Annotated in this window: 12 protein-coding genes, 1 tRNA gene and 1 pseudogene; 9 read left to right on the plus strand and 5 right to left on the minus strand. The window is 62.8% G+C overall.

What is annotated here, in order from left to right; translation table 11 throughout:
* Positions 1–25: 25 nt before the first annotated feature.
* Complete coding sequence (locus R6G97_RS12705; RefSeq protein ID WP_090344423.1) at positions 26–2,044, minus strand: alpha-1,4-glucan--maltose-1-phosphate maltosyltransferase; 2,019 nt, start codon at positions 2,042–2,044, stop codon at positions 26–28.
* Between the two features lie 137 nt (positions 2,045–2,181).
* Here R6G97_RS12705 and R6G97_RS12710 point away from each other — a divergent pair, with 137 nt between their 5' ends.
* Positions 2,182–2,349, plus strand: a complete 168-nt coding sequence (locus R6G97_RS12710; RefSeq protein WP_167358084.1) for a hypothetical protein — start codon at positions 2,182–2,184, stop codon at positions 2,347–2,349.
* Positions 2,350–2,527: 178 nt separating this feature from the next.
* Here the strand turns inward: R6G97_RS12710 and R6G97_RS12715 are convergent, their stop codons facing one another.
* A complete protein-coding gene (locus R6G97_RS12715; RefSeq protein ID WP_253132594.1) occupies positions 2,528–4,198 on the minus strand; it encodes an AMP-binding protein in 1,671 nt (556 codons plus the stop codon).
* A 238-nt stretch (positions 4,199–4,436) separates the two neighbouring features.
* Between R6G97_RS12715 and R6G97_RS12720 the strand changes: the two genes are divergently transcribed.
* The 4 genes from R6G97_RS12720 (at position 4,437) to R6G97_RS12735 (ending at position 10,074) form a co-directional block, all read left to right on the plus strand.
* Positions 4,437–5,600 (plus strand): isovaleryl-CoA dehydrogenase, encoded by a 1,164-nt coding sequence (locus R6G97_RS12720; protein WP_102082443.1) that lies wholly within the window; start codon positions 4,437–4,439, stop codon positions 5,598–5,600.
* 102 nt (positions 5,601–5,702) lie between these two features.
* Positions 5,703–7,310 carry a carboxyl transferase domain-containing protein gene (locus tag R6G97_RS12725; RefSeq protein ID WP_043212068.1) on the plus strand — a complete coding sequence of 536 codons (1,608 nt, stop codon included), beginning with the start codon at positions 5,703–5,705 and terminating at the stop codon, positions 7,308–7,310.
* A 2-nt stretch (positions 7,311–7,312) separates the two neighbouring features.
* Positions 7,313–8,125 carry a gamma-carboxygeranoyl-CoA hydratase gene (locus R6G97_RS12730; protein ID WP_043212070.1) on the plus strand — a complete coding sequence of 271 codons (813 nt, stop codon included), beginning with the start codon at positions 7,313–7,315 and terminating at the stop codon, positions 8,123–8,125.
* Positions 8,122–10,074, plus strand: coding sequence for an acetyl/propionyl/methylcrotonyl-CoA carboxylase subunit alpha (locus tag R6G97_RS12735; protein WP_317847058.1), 1,953 nt, complete (start codon positions 8,122–8,124; stop codon positions 10,072–10,074). The genes R6G97_RS12730 and R6G97_RS12735 overlap by 4 nt, the downstream gene beginning before the upstream one ends.
* Positions 10,075–10,121: 47 nt before the next feature.
* On the opposite strand, the gene R6G97_RS12740 is transcribed toward R6G97_RS12735, so the two are convergent.
* The gene (locus R6G97_RS12740; protein ID WP_182943294.1) at positions 10,122–10,775 is read right to left on the minus strand and encodes a LexA family protein; all 654 of its coding nucleotides are present in this window, start codon (positions 10,773–10,775) and stop codon (positions 10,122–10,124) included.
* A gap of 130 nt (positions 10,776–10,905) precedes the next feature.
* Between R6G97_RS12740 and R6G97_RS12745 the strand changes: the two genes are divergently transcribed.
* From R6G97_RS12745 to R6G97_RS12755, 3 genes are all read left to right on the plus strand, one after another.
* A complete protein-coding gene (locus R6G97_RS12745) occupies positions 10,906–11,223 on the plus strand; it encodes a hypothetical protein (RefSeq protein WP_043212074.1) in 318 nt (105 codons plus the stop codon).
* Positions 11,224–11,655: 432 nt separating this feature from the next.
* Positions 11,656–12,168: a DUF4880 domain-containing protein gene (locus R6G97_RS12750; protein ID WP_043212075.1), complete on the plus strand. Its 513-nt coding sequence runs from the start codon at positions 11,656–11,658 to the stop codon at positions 12,166–12,168.
* 105 nt (positions 12,169–12,273) lie between these two features.
* The gene (locus R6G97_RS12755) at positions 12,274–13,422 is read left to right on the plus strand and encodes a M14 family metallopeptidase (protein ID WP_317847060.1); all 1,149 of its coding nucleotides are present in this window, start codon (positions 12,274–12,276) and stop codon (positions 13,420–13,422) included.
* A 171-nt stretch (positions 13,423–13,593) separates the two neighbouring features.
* On the opposite strand, the gene R6G97_RS12760 is transcribed toward R6G97_RS12755, so the two are convergent.
* Positions 13,594–13,668: transfer RNA gene (locus tag R6G97_RS12760), tRNA-Gln, on the minus strand.
* A gap of 272 nt (positions 13,669–13,940) precedes the next feature.
* On the opposite strand from R6G97_RS12760, the gene R6G97_RS12765 reads away from it, so the two are divergent.
* Complete coding sequence (locus R6G97_RS12765) at positions 13,941–14,183, plus strand: DUF465 domain-containing protein (RefSeq protein ID WP_043212077.1); 243 nt, start codon at positions 13,941–13,943, stop codon at positions 14,181–14,183.
* An 85-nt stretch (positions 14,184–14,268) separates the two neighbouring features.
* Here the strand turns inward: R6G97_RS12765 and R6G97_RS24965 are convergent.
* Positions 14,269–14,787, minus strand: a pseudogene (locus tag R6G97_RS24965) (methyl-accepting chemotaxis protein); the annotation flags it as partial.
* Positions 14,788–14,867: the final 80 nt, after the last annotated feature.

Consider the following 14,867-nt stretch of genomic DNA (forward strand, 5'->3'; position numbering starts at 1 on the left):
ACCCGCTCCCACAGGGGACGCCGTTCTAACGGGCTTTTTCGATTCGCCAGATGCCGAACGGCAGGTGCCAGGGTTCGATGCGCATCCACTGGGTCTTGCCGTGCCAGGTCCAACGGTGGCCATTCATCAGGTCTTCGCCGAGGGTGTCGGCGTTGTCGTCCAGGCCCAGCTCCCACAGCGGCAGTTCGAAGTGCGCCTCTTGAGCGTTGTGCGGATCGAGGCTGATCGCCACCAGGATGTAGTTGTCCCGTTCCGGCGTGCGTTTGGCGAAATACAGGATGTTGTCGTTCCAGCAGTTGAAGAATGCGACGCCCAGGTGGGTCTGCAGGGCGCGGTTCTGCCGGCGGATACGGTTGAGCTGGGCGATCTCGGCGATGATGTTGCCGGGTTGGGTGAAGTCCCGCGGGCGGATTTCGTACTTCTCCGAATCCAGGTATTCCTCTTTGCCCGGCAACGGCGTGCCCTCGCACAACTCGAAACCCGAATACATGCCCCACAGCCCGGACCCCATGGTCGCCAGGGCAGCGCGAATCAAGAACCCCGCGCGTCCAGAGGTCTGCAGGAAATAGGGGTTGATGTCCGGCGTGTTGACGAAGAAGTTCGGCCGGTAGCAGTGGCACCAGGGCGGCTGGTTGAGTTCGAGGAAGTATTCGCGCAGCTCCTGCTTGGTGTTGCGCCAGGTGAAATAGGTGTAGCTCTGGGCATAGCCGACCTTGCCCAGGCGGGCCATCATCGCCGGGCGGGTGAAGGCCTCGGCGAGAAAGATCACATCGGGGTAGCGGCTGCGAACATTGGCGATCAGCCATTGCCAGAACGGCAACGGCTTGGTGTGCGGGTTGTCGACACGGAAGGTGCGCACGCCTTCCTCGACCCAGCCGATCACCACGTCACGCAGGGCCAACCACAGGGAGGGCACGGCCTCGGCGGCATAGAAGTCGACGTTGACGATGTCCTGGTACTTTTTCGGTGGGTTCTCGGCGTAGCGGATGGTGCCATCCGGGCGCCAGCTGAACCAGCCGGGATGCTCGGTCAGCCAGGGGTGATCCTGGGAGCACTGGATGGCGAAATCCAAAGCGATTTCCAGCCCATGTTCTGCGGCGGCGGCGACCAGGCGGCGAAAATCCTCGCGGCTGCCCAACTGCGGATGGATGGCATCGTGGCCACCTTCGGGGCTACCGATGGCATAGGGACTGCCCGGATCTCCCGGCTCGGCCTGCAGGGCATTGTTGCGGCCTTTGCGGTGCTTGGTGCCGATGGGGTGGATCGGCGGAAAGTACAGCACGTCGAAGCCCATGTCGCGGATCATCGGCAGGCGCTGGTGCACGTCGTTGAAGGTGCCGTGACGCTCGGCGCTGTCGGTGATCGAACGCGGAAAGAGTTCGTACCAACTGGCGAACAGCGCCTGCTCGCGGTCCACATCCACCGGGAACTCTGCGCTGCGGGTGAGGTAACTGCGGTGCTCGGCATCGACCATGAGCGCCGCGGTGCCCGGCTCGAGCAACAGTGCCACCTGATCATCGGTGGCGAGCGTCGGCAGGCGTTGCTGGAGCTGCTCGAGTTGCCCACGCAGTTGGCCGTTGCTGCGCTCGGCGCCCTTGCCCAGCAGCAGCCTGCCCTCCTCCAGCTCGAGCGTGACGTCGACACCGGCGTGGTACTTCTTCTCGAGGTCGTGGCAGTAGGTGGCGAAGGGGTCGATCCAGGCCTCGATGCTGAACAGGTGAAGGCCCAGTTCGAGCGGCGTGAACTCGGCCAGCCACAGGTCGTTGCCAGGCGAGTGCATGGGCACGGTATGCCAGCGGCGGCTGTGGGCCTGGCGCCAGTGCAGGACCACCGCCAAGCGGTCATGGCCGTCGCTGTAGACTTTGCTGCTCACCGCCACGCGCTGGCCTCGTACCGCCTTGGTGGCGAAGGTGCCAGCGTCGAGCACCGGTTGCGTATCTTCGACCACGATCCGCGGCGCCAGCAACGCCTGGGACAGGCTGATGGCCTGGTCCGGGTGATCATTGGCCATGGGCACGCTGTCGAACGGCTCATTTCCTGACATCGAACCTTGCTCCCTTTTGCGGTGGCGGTAAGGGTTCAGAGCCGTGGGCGCTGCCTGGGGTTCAAAAAAAATGAGCGAACGGTGCAGGGCCAAGTCAAAGCCTGCAAAGACGCTTGAATCCCAAAGGAGGCCTGGCCATGAACATTCCCATTCCACCGGAGACGCCCGACCCGAACATCGACGACCCTACCCTGCCGCCGGGCGTGCCAGAGGAGGAGCCGGACGAGCTGCCGATCAAGCCGACCGTGCCGCCGACCGTGGGGGATCCGCCGAGCGAGGAGCCACCGGTGAAAGGCAAAGGATAGACAAGGACCGTGACAAGCACGGGATGGACAGTGGGAGCGGCAGCGAAACTGCCGCCCCTTTCGCAGGTAAGCCCGCTTGTGTCTTCGCAAGCGCGTTTTTTGTGGGAGCGGGTTTACACGCGAAGGTCACCGCAGCAAGACCATGACTCCCTCGCAACCAGGTGATACCGAGGACTGTTCAGAGATTGATCTCGGCGATGCTGATCTCGCGCATGCGGAACTTCTGCACCTTCCCGGTCACCGTCATCGGGAATTCCTCGACGAAGCGATAATGACGCGGCACCTTGAAATGCGCGATACGCGCCTTGCACCAACCCTGTAGCTCCTCGGCCGTGGCGCTGTGCCCGGGGTGCAGCTTGATCCAGGCCACTACCTCCTCGCCATAGCGGCTGCAGGGAATGCCGATCACCTGGGCATCGGCGACCGCCGGGTGGGTATAGAAGAACTCCTCCAGCTCGCGCGGGTAGATGTTCTCACCTCCGCGGATAATCATGTCTTTGTTGCGCCCGACGATGCGCACATAGCCCTGCTCATCCATTACCGCCAGATCACCCGAATGCATCCAGCCAGCCGGGTCGATGGCATCCTGAGTGGCTTGCGGGTTGTTCCAGTAGCCGAGCATCACGCTGTAGCCGCGAGTGCACAGCTCGCCGATTTCGCCACGCGGGACGATGTTGCCGTGCTCATCCACCAGCTTGCTTTCCAGTTGTGGCTGGGTACGCCCGACCGTGGTCACGCGCAGCTCCAGCTCGTCGTCAGGACCGGTCTGCAACGACACCGGGCTGGTCTCGGTCATGCCGTAGGCGATCTGCACCTGGGCCATGTGCATCTGCCCGATCACCCGGCGCATTACCTCGATCGGGCAGGTGGCCCCGGCCATGATGCCGCTGCGCAGGCTGGAGAGGTCCAGCTCGGAGCGACCGGGGTGGTCAAGCATGGCGATGAACATGGTCGGCACGCCGTAGAGAATGCTGGCGCGCTCCTCGGCCACGGCGTGCAGGGTCAGGCCCGGGTCGAAGGCATCGTTGGGATAGATCATGGTGCTGCCATGGGTAACGCAGCCCAGGTTGGCCATGACCATGCCGAAGCAGTGGTACAACGGCACCGGGATGACCATGCGGTCCTGTGCCGTCAGGCCCAGGCTTTCACCAACCATGTAGCCGTTGTTGAGGATGTTGTAGTGGCTGAGCGTGGCGCCTTTGGGCGCGCCGGTAGTGCCGGAGGTGTACTGGATGTTTACCGGCTGGTCGAATTGCAGGCTGCGCTGGCGGGCGTCGAAGGCCGCAAGGTCGGTTTGCCCTGCCCGCTCGATCAGCCGAGTCCAAGGCAGGAAACCGGCCGGCGGGTTGACGGCCAGGCTAATCACCCCGCGCAGCGCCGGCAGCCGCTCGCTGGCCAGTTGGCCGGGCGCGTCGGTGCGCAGTTCTGGGGCCAGGTCCAGCAGCATGGCGTGGTAGTCAGAGGTCTTGAAGGCGTCGGCGCACACCAGCCAGCTGCAGCCTGACTGGCGCAGTACGTATTCCAGTTCACCGACCCGGTAGGCCGGGTTGATGTTGACCAGGATCGCGCCGACTTTGGCGCTGGCCAGTTGCAGGATGCACCACTGGGCACAGTTGGGCGCCCAGATCCCGACCCGGTCGCCGACCTGCACACCCAACGCCATCAGTGCCCGGGCGTGCTCATCGACAGTCTCGGCCAGCTGCCGCCAGCTGTAGCGCTGTCCTTGGTGGCGAACGACCAGGGCTTCGCCGTCGGGATAGCGAGCCACAGTCGCATCGAAGGCCTGGCCGATGGTCAGGGTCAACAACGGGCGGTCCTGGCGACCGCGGGTGTAGCTTGGTTGACTCATGGATGTCCCTTCTTGTGTTTGTTCTGGGCATGACTGAAGCAAGCGACGCTACTCTGGCGCAGATTTACGTTAACGTAAAGGTCACTAGCTGATTGACACCCTCAGTCGGCAGGTTTACGTTAACGTAAAGGTGAAAAATGACAACCGGCTTGTCGGCGTGACACCCATCCCGAGGGAGCGGTGGATAGCCCTTGAGCTACGGTGTAACCCAACTTCAATAACAAGAAGGTGCCCCCGCATGCATTACCCCACCCTGAACTTCGCCCTGGGCGAAACCATCGACATGCTCCGCGACCAGGTGCGCACCTTCGTTGCCGCCGAACTGGCCCCCCGCGCGGCTCAGATCGACCAGGACAACCTGTTCCCCGCCGACATGTGGCGCAAGTTCGGCGACATGGGCCTGCTGGGCATCACCGTGCCAGAGGAATACGGCGGCGCCGGCCTGGGTTATCTGGCCCACGTGGTGTCGATGGAAGAAATCAGCCGCGGCTCGGCCTCGGTGGCCCTGTCCTATGGCGCCCACTCCAACCTGTGCGTCAACCAGATCAACCGCAACGGCACCCATGAGCAAAAGCTCAAGTACCTGCCTAAGCTGATCAGCGGCGAGCACATCGGCGCCCTGGCCATGAGCGAGCCCAACGCCGGCTCCGATGTGGTATCGATGAAGCTGCGTGCCGAGAAGCGCGGCGATCACTACGTACTCAATGGCAGCAAGACCTGGATCACCAACGGCCCTGACGCCAACACCTATGTGATCTACGCCAAGACCGACCTGGACAAGGGCCCCCATGGCATCACCGCGTTCATCGTCGAGCGCGACTGGAAAGGCTTCTCGCGCAGCAACAAGTTCGACAAGCTCGGCATGCGCGGCTCCAATACCTGCGAGCTGTTCTTCGATGGTGTGGAAGTCCCGGAGGAAAACATCCTCGGCCAGCTCAACGGCGGCGTGCGTGTGCTGATGAGCGGCCTGGACTACGAGCGCGTAGTCCTCTCCGGCGGCCCGACCGGCATCATGCAAGCCTGCATGGACCTGGTGGTGCCCTATATCCATGACCGCAAGCAGTTCGGCCAAAGCATCGGCGAGTTCCAGCTGATCCAGGGCAAGATCGCCGACATGTACACCCAGCTCAACGCCAGCCGCGCCTACCTGTATGCCGTGGCCCAGGCCTGCGACCGCGGCGAGACCACCCGCAAGGATGCCGCCGGGGTGATCCTCTATACCGCCGAACGCGCGACTCAGATGGCCCTGGAGGCGATCCAGATCCTCGGTGGCAATGGCTATATCAATGAATTCCCGGCAGGTCGACTGCTGCGCGACGCCAAGCTGTACGAAATCGGTGCTGGCACCAGCGAGATCCGCCGGATGCTCATCGGTCGCGAACTGTTCAACGAAACCCGCTGAAGCAGCTTCAAGCAGCAAGACAAACAGCGATGCGCGCTTGCAGTCACAACACTGAACATTCTTGCAGCTTGAAGCTTGAGGCTTGATTCTGCGCGAGGAGTCATGATGATCCTGAAGTCACAGTTGAACGTTAAATCACCAGAGTTCGCGCAGAACTGGAGCGCCATGGCGGCCCAGGTCCAGGCTCTGCGCACCCTGCTCGCCCAGGTCAACCAAGGCGGCGGCCCCAAGGCCCAGGAGCGGCATACTTCGCGAGGCAAACTGTTGCCACGCGAGCGCATCGATCGCCTGCTCGACCCAGGCTCGCCCTTCCTCGAGATCGGCCAGTTGGCTGCCCATGAGGTCTACGGCGAAGACGTACCCGCCGCGGGCGTGATCGCCGGCATCGGTCGTATCGAAGGGGTCGAGTGCATGATCGTAGCCAACGACGCCACGGTCAAAGGCGGCTCCTATTACCCGCTGACGGTGAAAAAACACCTGCGCGCCCAGACCATCGCACTGCAAAACCGCCTGCCCTGCATCTACCTGGTGGACTCCGGCGGCGCCAACCTGCCCCGCCAGGACGAGGTCTTCCCGGACCGCGAGCACTTCGGGCGGATTTTCTTCAACCAGGCCAACATGAGCGCGCAAGGTATCCCGCAGATCGCCGTGGTCATGGGCTCGTGCACCGCAGGCGGCGCCTATGTACCGGCCATGGCCGACGAAGCGATCATGGTGCGCCAGCAGGCGACGATCTTCCTCGCAGGCCCCCCTTTGGTGAAGGCTGCCACCGGTGAGGTGGTCAGCGCCGAAGACCTGGGAGGCGCCGACGTGCATTGCCGCACCAGCGGCGTGGCCGACCACTACGCCGACAACGATGAACATGCCCTGGCCTTGGCCCGGCGCAGCGTGGCCAATCTCAACTGGCGCAAGCTCGGCCACGTGCAGCGCCAGGCACCGATCGCCCCGCTGTACGACGCCCAGGAGCTGTACGGCGTTGTCCCCGCCGATGCCAAGCAACCATTCGACGTGCGCGAAGTTATCGCACGTCTGGTCGATGGTTCGGTGTTCGATGAGTTCAAGGCCTTGTTCGGTACCACACTTGTGTGCGGCTTCGCCCACCTGCATGGCTACCCGGTGGCGATCCTGGCCAACAACGGCATCCTCTTTGCCGAGGCCGCGCAAAAAGGTGCGCACTTCATCGAGCTGGCCTGCCAACGCGGCATCCCGCTGCTGTTCCTGCAGAACATCACAGGCTTCATGGTCGGCAAGAAGTATGAAGAAGGCGGCATCGCCAAGCATGGCGCCAAGCTGGTGACCGCGGTGGCCTGTGCCCAAGTGCCGAAGTTCACCGTGATCATTGGCGGCAGCTTCGGTGCCGGCAACTACGGCATGTGCGGTCGCGCCTACGACCCGCGCTTCTTGTGGATGTGGCCCAACGCACGCATCGGCGTGATGGGGGCCGAGCAAGCTGCTGGCGTACTGGCCCAGGTCAAGCGCGAACAGAGCGAACGCGCCGGTACGGCTTTCAGCGCCGAGGAAGAGGCCAAGCTCAAACAGCCGATCCTCGACCAGTACGAACGCCAGGGCCACCCCTACTACTCCAGCGCACGGCTATGGGACGACGGCGTCATCGACCCGGCGCAGACCCGCGATGTGCTCGGCCTGGCGTTGTCCGCCGCCCTGAACGCCCCGATCGAACAGAGCCGCTTCGGCATTTTCCGGATGTGACCATGAACGATTTCAGCACCCTGGAAGTCATCAAGGACCCTCGCGGCTTCGCCACCTTGTGGCTGAGCCGCGAAGACAAGAACAACGCCTTCAACGCGCAGATGATCCGCGAACTGATCGTCGCCCTGGACCAGCTCGCCGAGGACGCCAGCCTGCGCTTTGTGCTGCTGCGCGGCCGCGGCCGGCATTTCAGCGCAGGTGCCGATCTGGCCTGGATGCAACAATCGGCACAGCTGGACTTCAACACCAATCTGGACGACGCCCGTGAGCTGGGCGAGTTGATGTACGCCCTGCACCGGCTCAAGGCTCCAACCCTGGCGGTGGTGCAAGGCGCAGCTTTCGGTGGTGCCCTGGGCCTGATCAGTTGCTGCGACATGGCCATCGGCGCCGAGGACGCACAACTGTGCCTCTCGGAAGTGCGCATCGGCCTCGCGCCAGCGGTGATCAGCCCGTTCGTGGTCAAGGCCATCGGCGAGCGCGCCGCCCGCCGCTATGCCCTGACCGCCGAGCGCTTCAGCGGCGTGCGCGCCCGTGAGCTGGGTTTGCTGGCCGAGGTCTACCCGGCCAACGAGCTGGACGCTCAGGTCGAGGCCTGGGTCGACAACCTGCTGCTCAACAGCCCCCAGGCCCTGCGCGCCACCAAGGATCTGCTGCGCGAAGTCGACGACGGCGAGCTGAGCCCGGCCCTGCGCCGCTACTGCGAAAACACCATCGCCCGCATCCGCGTCAGCCCGGAAGGCCAGGAGGGCCTGCGCGCCTTCCTGGAAAAACGCCGCCCCGCCTGGCAAGCCAACGAGAAGGAACCGCGCCCATGAGCCGTCCCACCCTGACCACCCTGCTGGTCGCCAACCGCGGCGAGATCGCCTGCCGGATCATGCGCACCGCCAAAGCCATGGGCCTGACCACGGTCGCCGTGCACAGCGCCACCGACCGCGATGCCCGCCACAGTCGCGAGGCAGATATTCGCATCGACCTGGGCGGCACCAAGGCTGCCGAAAGCTACCTGGTGATCGACAAACTCATCGCCGCCGCCAAGGCCAGCGGCGCCCAGGCCATTCACCCGGGCTATGGCTTCCTCTCGGAGAACGCAGGCTTCGCCCGCGCCGTCGAACAGGCCGGCCTGATCTTCCTCGGCCCACCGGCCAGCGCTATCGATGCCATGGGCAGCAAGTCGGCGGCCAAGGCGCTGATGGAAAGCGCCGGCGTGCCGCTCGTGCCCGGCTACCACGGCGATGCCCAAGACCTGGAAACCTTCCGCGCCGCCGCCGAGCGCATCGGCTATCCGGTACTGCTCAAGGCCAGTGCCGGCGGTGGCGGCAAAGGCATGAAAGTGGTCGAGGAAGAAAGCCAACTGGCCGACGCCCTGGCCTCGGCGCAGCGCGAGGCGCAATCGTCGTTCGGCGATGCGCGCATGCTGGTGGAAAAGTACGTGCTCAAGCCGCGCCACGTGGAAATCCAGGTGTTCGCCGACCAGCACGGCAATTGCCTGTACCTCAACGAGCGCGACTGCTCGATCCAGCGCCGTCATCAGAAAGTGGTCGAAGAAGCCCCCGCCCCAGGCCTGTCGCCTGAGCTGCGTCGGGCCATGGGCGAGGCGGCGGTGCGCGCCGCTCAGGCCATCGGCTATGTCGGTGCCGGTACCGTGGAATTCCTGCTCGATGCCCGTGGCGAGTTCTTCTTCATGGAGATGAACACCCGCCTGCAAGTCGAGCACCCGGTCACCGAAGCCATCACCGGCCTGGACTTGGTGGCCTGGCAGATCCGCGTGGCCTGTGGCGAACCTCTGCCGATCACCCAGGCTCAGGTGCCACTGATCGGTCATGCCATCGAGGTGCGGCTGTATGCCGAAGACCCCGCCAACGAGTTCCTGCCGGCCACCGGCACCCTTGCGCTGTACCGCGAATCGGCCCCAGGCGAAGGCCGCCGAGTGGACAGCGGCGTGAGCGAGGGGGATGCCGTCTCGCCGTTCTACGACCCCATGCTGGGCAAGCTGATCGCCTGGGGCGAAGACCGCGAACAGGCCCGTCTGCGCCTGCTGGCCATGCTCGACGAGTTCGCCATTGGCGGATTGAAGACCAATATTGCCTTCCTTCGCCGCATCCTGGCGCACCCGTCCTTCGCCGCGGCCGAACTGGACACGGGCTTCATTCCACGCCACCAGGCCGAGCTGTTGCCGGCCCCCGCTGCCTTGCCTGCGGCGTTCTGGCAAGCCGCCGCCGAGGCCTGGTTGCAGGGCAGTCCCACGCACCAGCGTCAGGACGATCCCGGCTCGCCCTGGGCCCGGCATGACGGCCTGCGCCTGGGCCTGCCGGCGCGTAGCAGCCTGCATCTGAGCAGTGGCGGACAGGACCAGGCCGTGGCGCTGGAATCCAGCGCTCCGTCCGCCTGGCAACTTCAGGGCGAGCAACTGTGCCATGAGCAGGACGGCCTGCGTCGCCGCTACCTGGCCATACGCCAAGGTGACGCGCTGTATCTGCAATGGAATGGCGAAATGCATAGGGTCAACGCCTTCGACCCGATCGCCGAGGCCGAAGCCAGCCATAGCCATCAAGGCGGCCTGAGCGCCCCCATGAACGGCAGTATCGTACGTGTGCTGGTGGAGCCGGGCCAGGCCGTGGAGGCTGGCACCGCGCTGATGGTGCTCGAAGCGATGAAGATGGAACACAGCATCCGCGCACCGCATGACGGCACGGTCAAGGCGCTGTTTTGTCAGGAGGGTGACATGGTCAGCGAAGGGGCGGTGCTGGTGGAATTGGCTGAGTAAACACAAAGGGGCCGCTGCGCGATGAATTGCGCAGCGGCCCCTGCCGATCAGAACTTGCCGTGCACGCGAACCACGACGCCGAGAAACTCGCAGCCCTCTTCGCACAGCACTGTGGGATACCGGGTATTGAGCGGCCTGAGCATCCGCTCTCCGCCTTCTTCGATCAATTGCCTCAACACCGCGGCCTTGCCCGGCTGACGAGCGATCACCAGCTTTCCAGGCGCCACCTCAAGCCCCGTATCCACGAGGATGAGCATACCCTGGGGCACACTCATACCGCTTGCGGCATTCATCGAATCGTTTTCAACCGGCAGCCAGAATGCATTACCGGCTGGCATGTAGTCACTCTGCTCGTGCACTTCGGCGGTTTCGGGCAATTTGCCCTGTAGATCGCTCCAGGCCAGTACCGGAAGCCGAAAACTGGCATAGCGCAACGCTTCGCCCGATATTGGCCGCCCTGGCGCGTAGACCCCAGGTGCTTCACGCAACAGGTTGCGCTCCACCACCATGACTTGGGCTTGCAGATACACCAGCCCGAGTTTTTCCAATTTTTCGTTGATGGTCGCCAGCGTGGGTTTTCGGGTACCGCGCAACCAATGGCCTACGCCGCCCTGGGTCATGCCCAGACGTTCAGCGAGTTTGAGCTGGTTGAGCTTGTGTTCACGCTTGTAGCGCGCAAGAAATTCGTTCCAGTTTTCCATGGCGGAGAACAATACGGACTGCATCTGCCGCATCAATACACATCCTGAATTATCTTCAATGAGATAAATAATACACACTGACCTATGCTGCGTATTCACCACTCCCAAGTGAATATCAACAGGTATCAGGATGAAACCATCGAAAAACGACGAAACAGATCTCGACAGCGAAGCAGCCCGCCGCGCCCTGGACTACTACCTTAATCCCACGCCGCCCCGCCCCAATCTGGACAACAAGATCTGGACGCTACATGAAGGCGTAAGCGCCGCACAGGCCCGGGATCATGCCCTGGCGCTGTTGCGCTGCGCGGCGGCCACCGCGCACGAAACAGCCACTCACCAGCCCCAGGGCATGACCCGGGAGGTAATGTTCGCATTGATGCACATGATGAACATGGCCAGGGCGTTGCTGGAGCACGAGCAAGCGTCAGGAAAGACCGAGAGATGAGCAAGACGTGATGGCCGACGAGCGGTGAAGAGCCCGTATTCCGGCTATCAGGGAGCCGCCCGGTAATATTTTTTTACCAGGAAGGGGAAAATTCATTTGACTGGCAAATGATAACGATTATTATTGCACTCAGCTGGTCGCAAGACCTGCTGGATAACCTGGAAGCCCTTAGGTCGGACTCTCAGATTATCTCCTCATCAGGCTAATCACGGTTTTTGACCCGGCTTTTTGCCGGGTCATTTTTTTTGGCTCTTCAGGCTAATGAAGATCGGTACCGCTTGATGGCCGCGAGGATAGCAAAGGTATGTCAAATCGTGAACGGGTGTTGCAGCGTTTTACGGAATCAGCACTTGAGAATCAATATCGTTAAAATTAATCTATTCGCGCATCACGGAAGATGCCCCCTACTCCATTTTGAGCAAGGAGCTGTCCATGAACCGTCTATTGCTGCCTCTGGAACATGACACCGCCTTGCAGACGCCAACCGGCGACGCCCTGCTCCATGGCCTGCAGCGCTTGCCACGGCGCGTGCAACAGGTCTTTCTGCTCAACCGCCTCGACCAGCTGGACCTTGCGAACATCGCCCAGCGTCTCGACCTCCCGCTATTGGCCATCGAGCGCCACCTGAATCAGGCCTTGCAAACCACCTGCACTCCAGGCGACGCCCTCGCTCGCACTGCGGGGCAATGGTACATCCACTTGCAGAACCCCGAGGCCACCGCCTGCGAACGCATCGACTTTCGCCGCTGGCTCGACGCCGCCCCGGAACACCTGCACGCTTTTCACGAGACCGAACTGCGATGGCGCAGCCTGCTCGCCCCTGCGCGCCAATTGGGCCATGACGGCTGGTACCGCCATGGCCGGGCAGCACTGTCGCTGGGCGGTTGTACGATCGTGGTCGGGTTGGGTGTGGCAGCCTTGGCCTTGCTCGGCTTCTTGACTTGAATCCCAGGCCATTGGAAAGCAGTTCTTTCCTACAGGATTTAGTCGCCCAGCCTTCTGGCCAAGCGGTGTACAGTAACGCCACAACAAAGCCACAGGAGTCTGGCAATGACCGTGACGCTGTCCCCGCTGCAGATCGACTGCGATTTCGATTCCGGCAATATCCAGGTACTGGACACCCGCGACCCGAGCCGCGTGCGCTTGGCCATCCGCCCCGATACCAACAGTGGCCATTTCCAGTGGTTCCACTTCAAGGCCAGCGGCCTGACCCCGGGCCAGACCCACCGCTTCAGCCTCGATAACGCCAGCCAGTCCTCCTACAACAAGGCCTGGCACGGCTATCAGGCCGTGGCATCCTATGATCAACAGCACTGGTTTCGCATCCCCAGCCAGTTCGACGGCCAAGCCCTGGTGTTCGAACTTCAAGCCAAGGCTCCGCAGGCCTGGTTCGCCTATTTCGAACCCTACCCCCGCGCCCGCCACAACCAACTGATCGAACGAGCCAAGCAACTGCCGGCCGTCGAGCTGCTGGCCTGCGGTCGTAGCGTGCAAGGCCGCGATATCCCGCTGTTGCGCGCAGGCGACGGCGCACCAGGCAAGCGCAAGCTGTGGCTGATCGCTCAGCAGCACCCTGGCGAGCACATGGCGGAATGGTTCATGGAGGGCGTCATAGACCGTCTGCAAGCCAACGACAGCACCGTCCAGTCACTGCTCGCGGCCGCCGACCTGTACCTGATCCCGAACATGAACCCTGATGGCGCCTTCCTCGGCCATCTGCGCACCAACTTCAAGGGCAAGGACCTCAACCGCGCCTGGCAGGACGCCAGCGTCGAGCTCAGCCCCGAGGTCTTCTTCGCCCAGAGCCAGATGAAACAGCACGGGGTGGATGCGTTCATCGATGTGCATGGCGACGAGGAAATCCCACATGTCTTCATCGCCGCCTGCGAAGGCAACCCGGGCTACACGCCCCGCCTGGCGAAGCTAGAGGAGCAGTTCCGCTCCACACTGTGCAGCATCACGCGGGACTTCCAGACCGTGCACGGCTATACCCGCGACGAGCCCGGTCAGGCCAACATGACACTGGCCTGCAACGCCGTCGGCCAAGCCTATGATTGCCTTTCACTGACGCTGGAGATGCCGTTCAAGGATCACGACGATGCGCCCAACGCCATTACCGGCTGGTCGGGCGAGCGATCCAAAGCGCTGGCTGGCGCCGTGTTGGAAACCTTGGAGAAGATGGTCAAGGAATTGCGCTGAAGCATTCTGGCCCTATCGCGGGACGAGCCCGCTCCTACAGGGAGCAGCCTTGTGCTTGTTCCGCGATGGCAGCCGGATAAGCGCCACGAGCCTCAATCGCTATACGAGCGAAAGACACTAGAAGACAGTGCGCCAAGGCAAAGAGGAATATCGAGAAGAGATGTGAAGAAATGGCAGGGGCGGCTGGATTCGAACCAACGCATGGCAGGATCAAAACCTGCTGCCTTACCGCTTGGCGACGCCCCTGTATCGGATGCGACGAGTGCATGAGCACTGTCGTTCTGACGGTTCGCTGACAACGACGTTGAGCCGCTGTGCTGGAATGGCCGGCACTATACCAACACTCGATTCACCTGGGAACCCCCGGAATGAAAAAAATTGCCTTAAAACAGCAAGTTAGTATTCCCCGCTGATTCCTGCCCTGGCCATCCGTCGTATTTTTTGCGCCTCGCTTTAACAACCGCGTGTTCGCCCCTTCCAATCAGGTAAGAAAACCTGCGCATTACAAGGAGGGCCCCATGCCAGTTTCCCACGACCTGTACCAGGACCTGCACTATCCCCGCGAAATCGTCCAGCAGCGGCGCCAACAGGACAAAGAGCTGGACCGGCTGCTGGATGAATATGTGGATATCGACAATCAGGTTTTGGCGGCCGAATCGATCTCGGCAGGCATTGCCGATGACGACGACCTGCGGCGCCTCAAGGAAAGGCGCCTGGCGGTCAAATACATGATAGAGCGACAACTCGAGCGTAAGGCGTGAGCCCTGTGGGGCTGCTTCGCAGTCCCTGCCAGTTGAAGACGGTCGCACCGTGCTCCTTACACGATGCAGAGAGTTGTCAGGCCGCTCATATCCGGAAGCGGCTGAGCAGGCGGTCCTGTTGACTTACATGGTCGACCATCACCGAGCACTGGCTGACTTGCTGCCGCGCACCGCCGGACACTTCCAGGCCGATGTCGCGAATGTTGGTGGTGTTGCGGTTGATCTCTTCGCTGGTAGCACTCTGCTGCTCGGCAGCGGCGGCGATCTGCAGGTTCATGTCGTTGATGCGGTAGATCGCCTCGCGAATGCGGCCGAGGGTCTCATTGGCCGCATTGGCATCCTCGGCAGTCTTGCTGGCGGCATCACGACTTTGCTGCATGCGCATCTGGGCCTGGCGCACACCCGCTTGCAACTGGTCGATCATCAGGCGGATCTCCTGGGTCGATTGCTGGGTGCGCGAAGCCAGCGAACGCACCTCATCGGCCACCACGGCGAATCCGCGCCCGGACTCCCCGGCACGCGCGGCCTCGATCGCGGCGTTGAGTGCGAGCAGGTTGGTCTGGTCGGCAATGCTGGTGATGACCGAGAGGATCGACTCGATGCTGTGGCTTAGGGTGGACAACTCGTTGATGGCCTGCCCGGTGGTGTTCATTTCCTCGGCCAGGCCGTTGATGGCCCCGGTCG

Origin of the sequence: Pseudomonas sp. HTZ2, from assembly GCF_033173945.1 — a bacterium.
GTDB classification, from domain to species: Bacteria; Pseudomonadota; Gammaproteobacteria; order Pseudomonadales; family Pseudomonadaceae; genus Aquipseudomonas; species Aquipseudomonas guariconensis.

Bases quoted from the DNA above. Each gene is read 5' to 3' on its own strand.
- R6G97_RS12705 (WP_090344423.1), bottom strand. From the start codon at position 2,044: ATGTCAGGAAATGAGCCGTTCGACAGCGTGCCCATGGCCAATGATCAC.
- R6G97_RS12710 (WP_167358084.1), top strand. From the start codon at position 2,182: ATGAACATTCCCATTCCACCGGAGACGCCCGACCCGAACATCGACGAC.
- R6G97_RS12715 (WP_253132594.1), bottom strand. From the start codon at position 4,198: ATGAGTCAACCAAGCTACACCCGCGGTCGCCAGGACCGCCCGTTGTTG.
- R6G97_RS12720 (WP_102082443.1), top strand. From the start codon at position 4,437: ATGCATTACCCCACCCTGAACTTCGCCCTGGGCGAAACCATCGACATG.
- R6G97_RS12725 (WP_043212068.1), top strand. From the start codon at position 5,703: ATGATGATCCTGAAGTCACAGTTGAACGTTAAATCACCAGAGTTCGCG.
- R6G97_RS12730 (WP_043212070.1), top strand. From the start codon at position 7,313: ATGAACGATTTCAGCACCCTGGAAGTCATCAAGGACCCTCGCGGCTTC.
- R6G97_RS12735 (WP_317847058.1), top strand. From the start codon at position 8,122: ATGAGCCGTCCCACCCTGACCACCCTGCTGGTCGCCAACCGCGGCGAG.
- R6G97_RS12740 (WP_182943294.1), bottom strand. From the start codon at position 10,775: ATGGAAAACTGGAACGAATTTCTTGCGCGCTACAAGCGTGAACACAAG.
- R6G97_RS12745 (WP_043212074.1), top strand. From the start codon at position 10,906: ATGAAACCATCGAAAAACGACGAAACAGATCTCGACAGCGAAGCAGCC.
- R6G97_RS12750 (WP_043212075.1), top strand. From the start codon at position 11,656: ATGAACCGTCTATTGCTGCCTCTGGAACATGACACCGCCTTGCAGACG.
- R6G97_RS12755 (WP_317847060.1), top strand. From the start codon at position 12,274: ATGACCGTGACGCTGTCCCCGCTGCAGATCGACTGCGATTTCGATTCC.
- R6G97_RS12765 (WP_043212077.1), top strand. From the start codon at position 13,941: ATGCCAGTTTCCCACGACCTGTACCAGGACCTGCACTATCCCCGCGAA.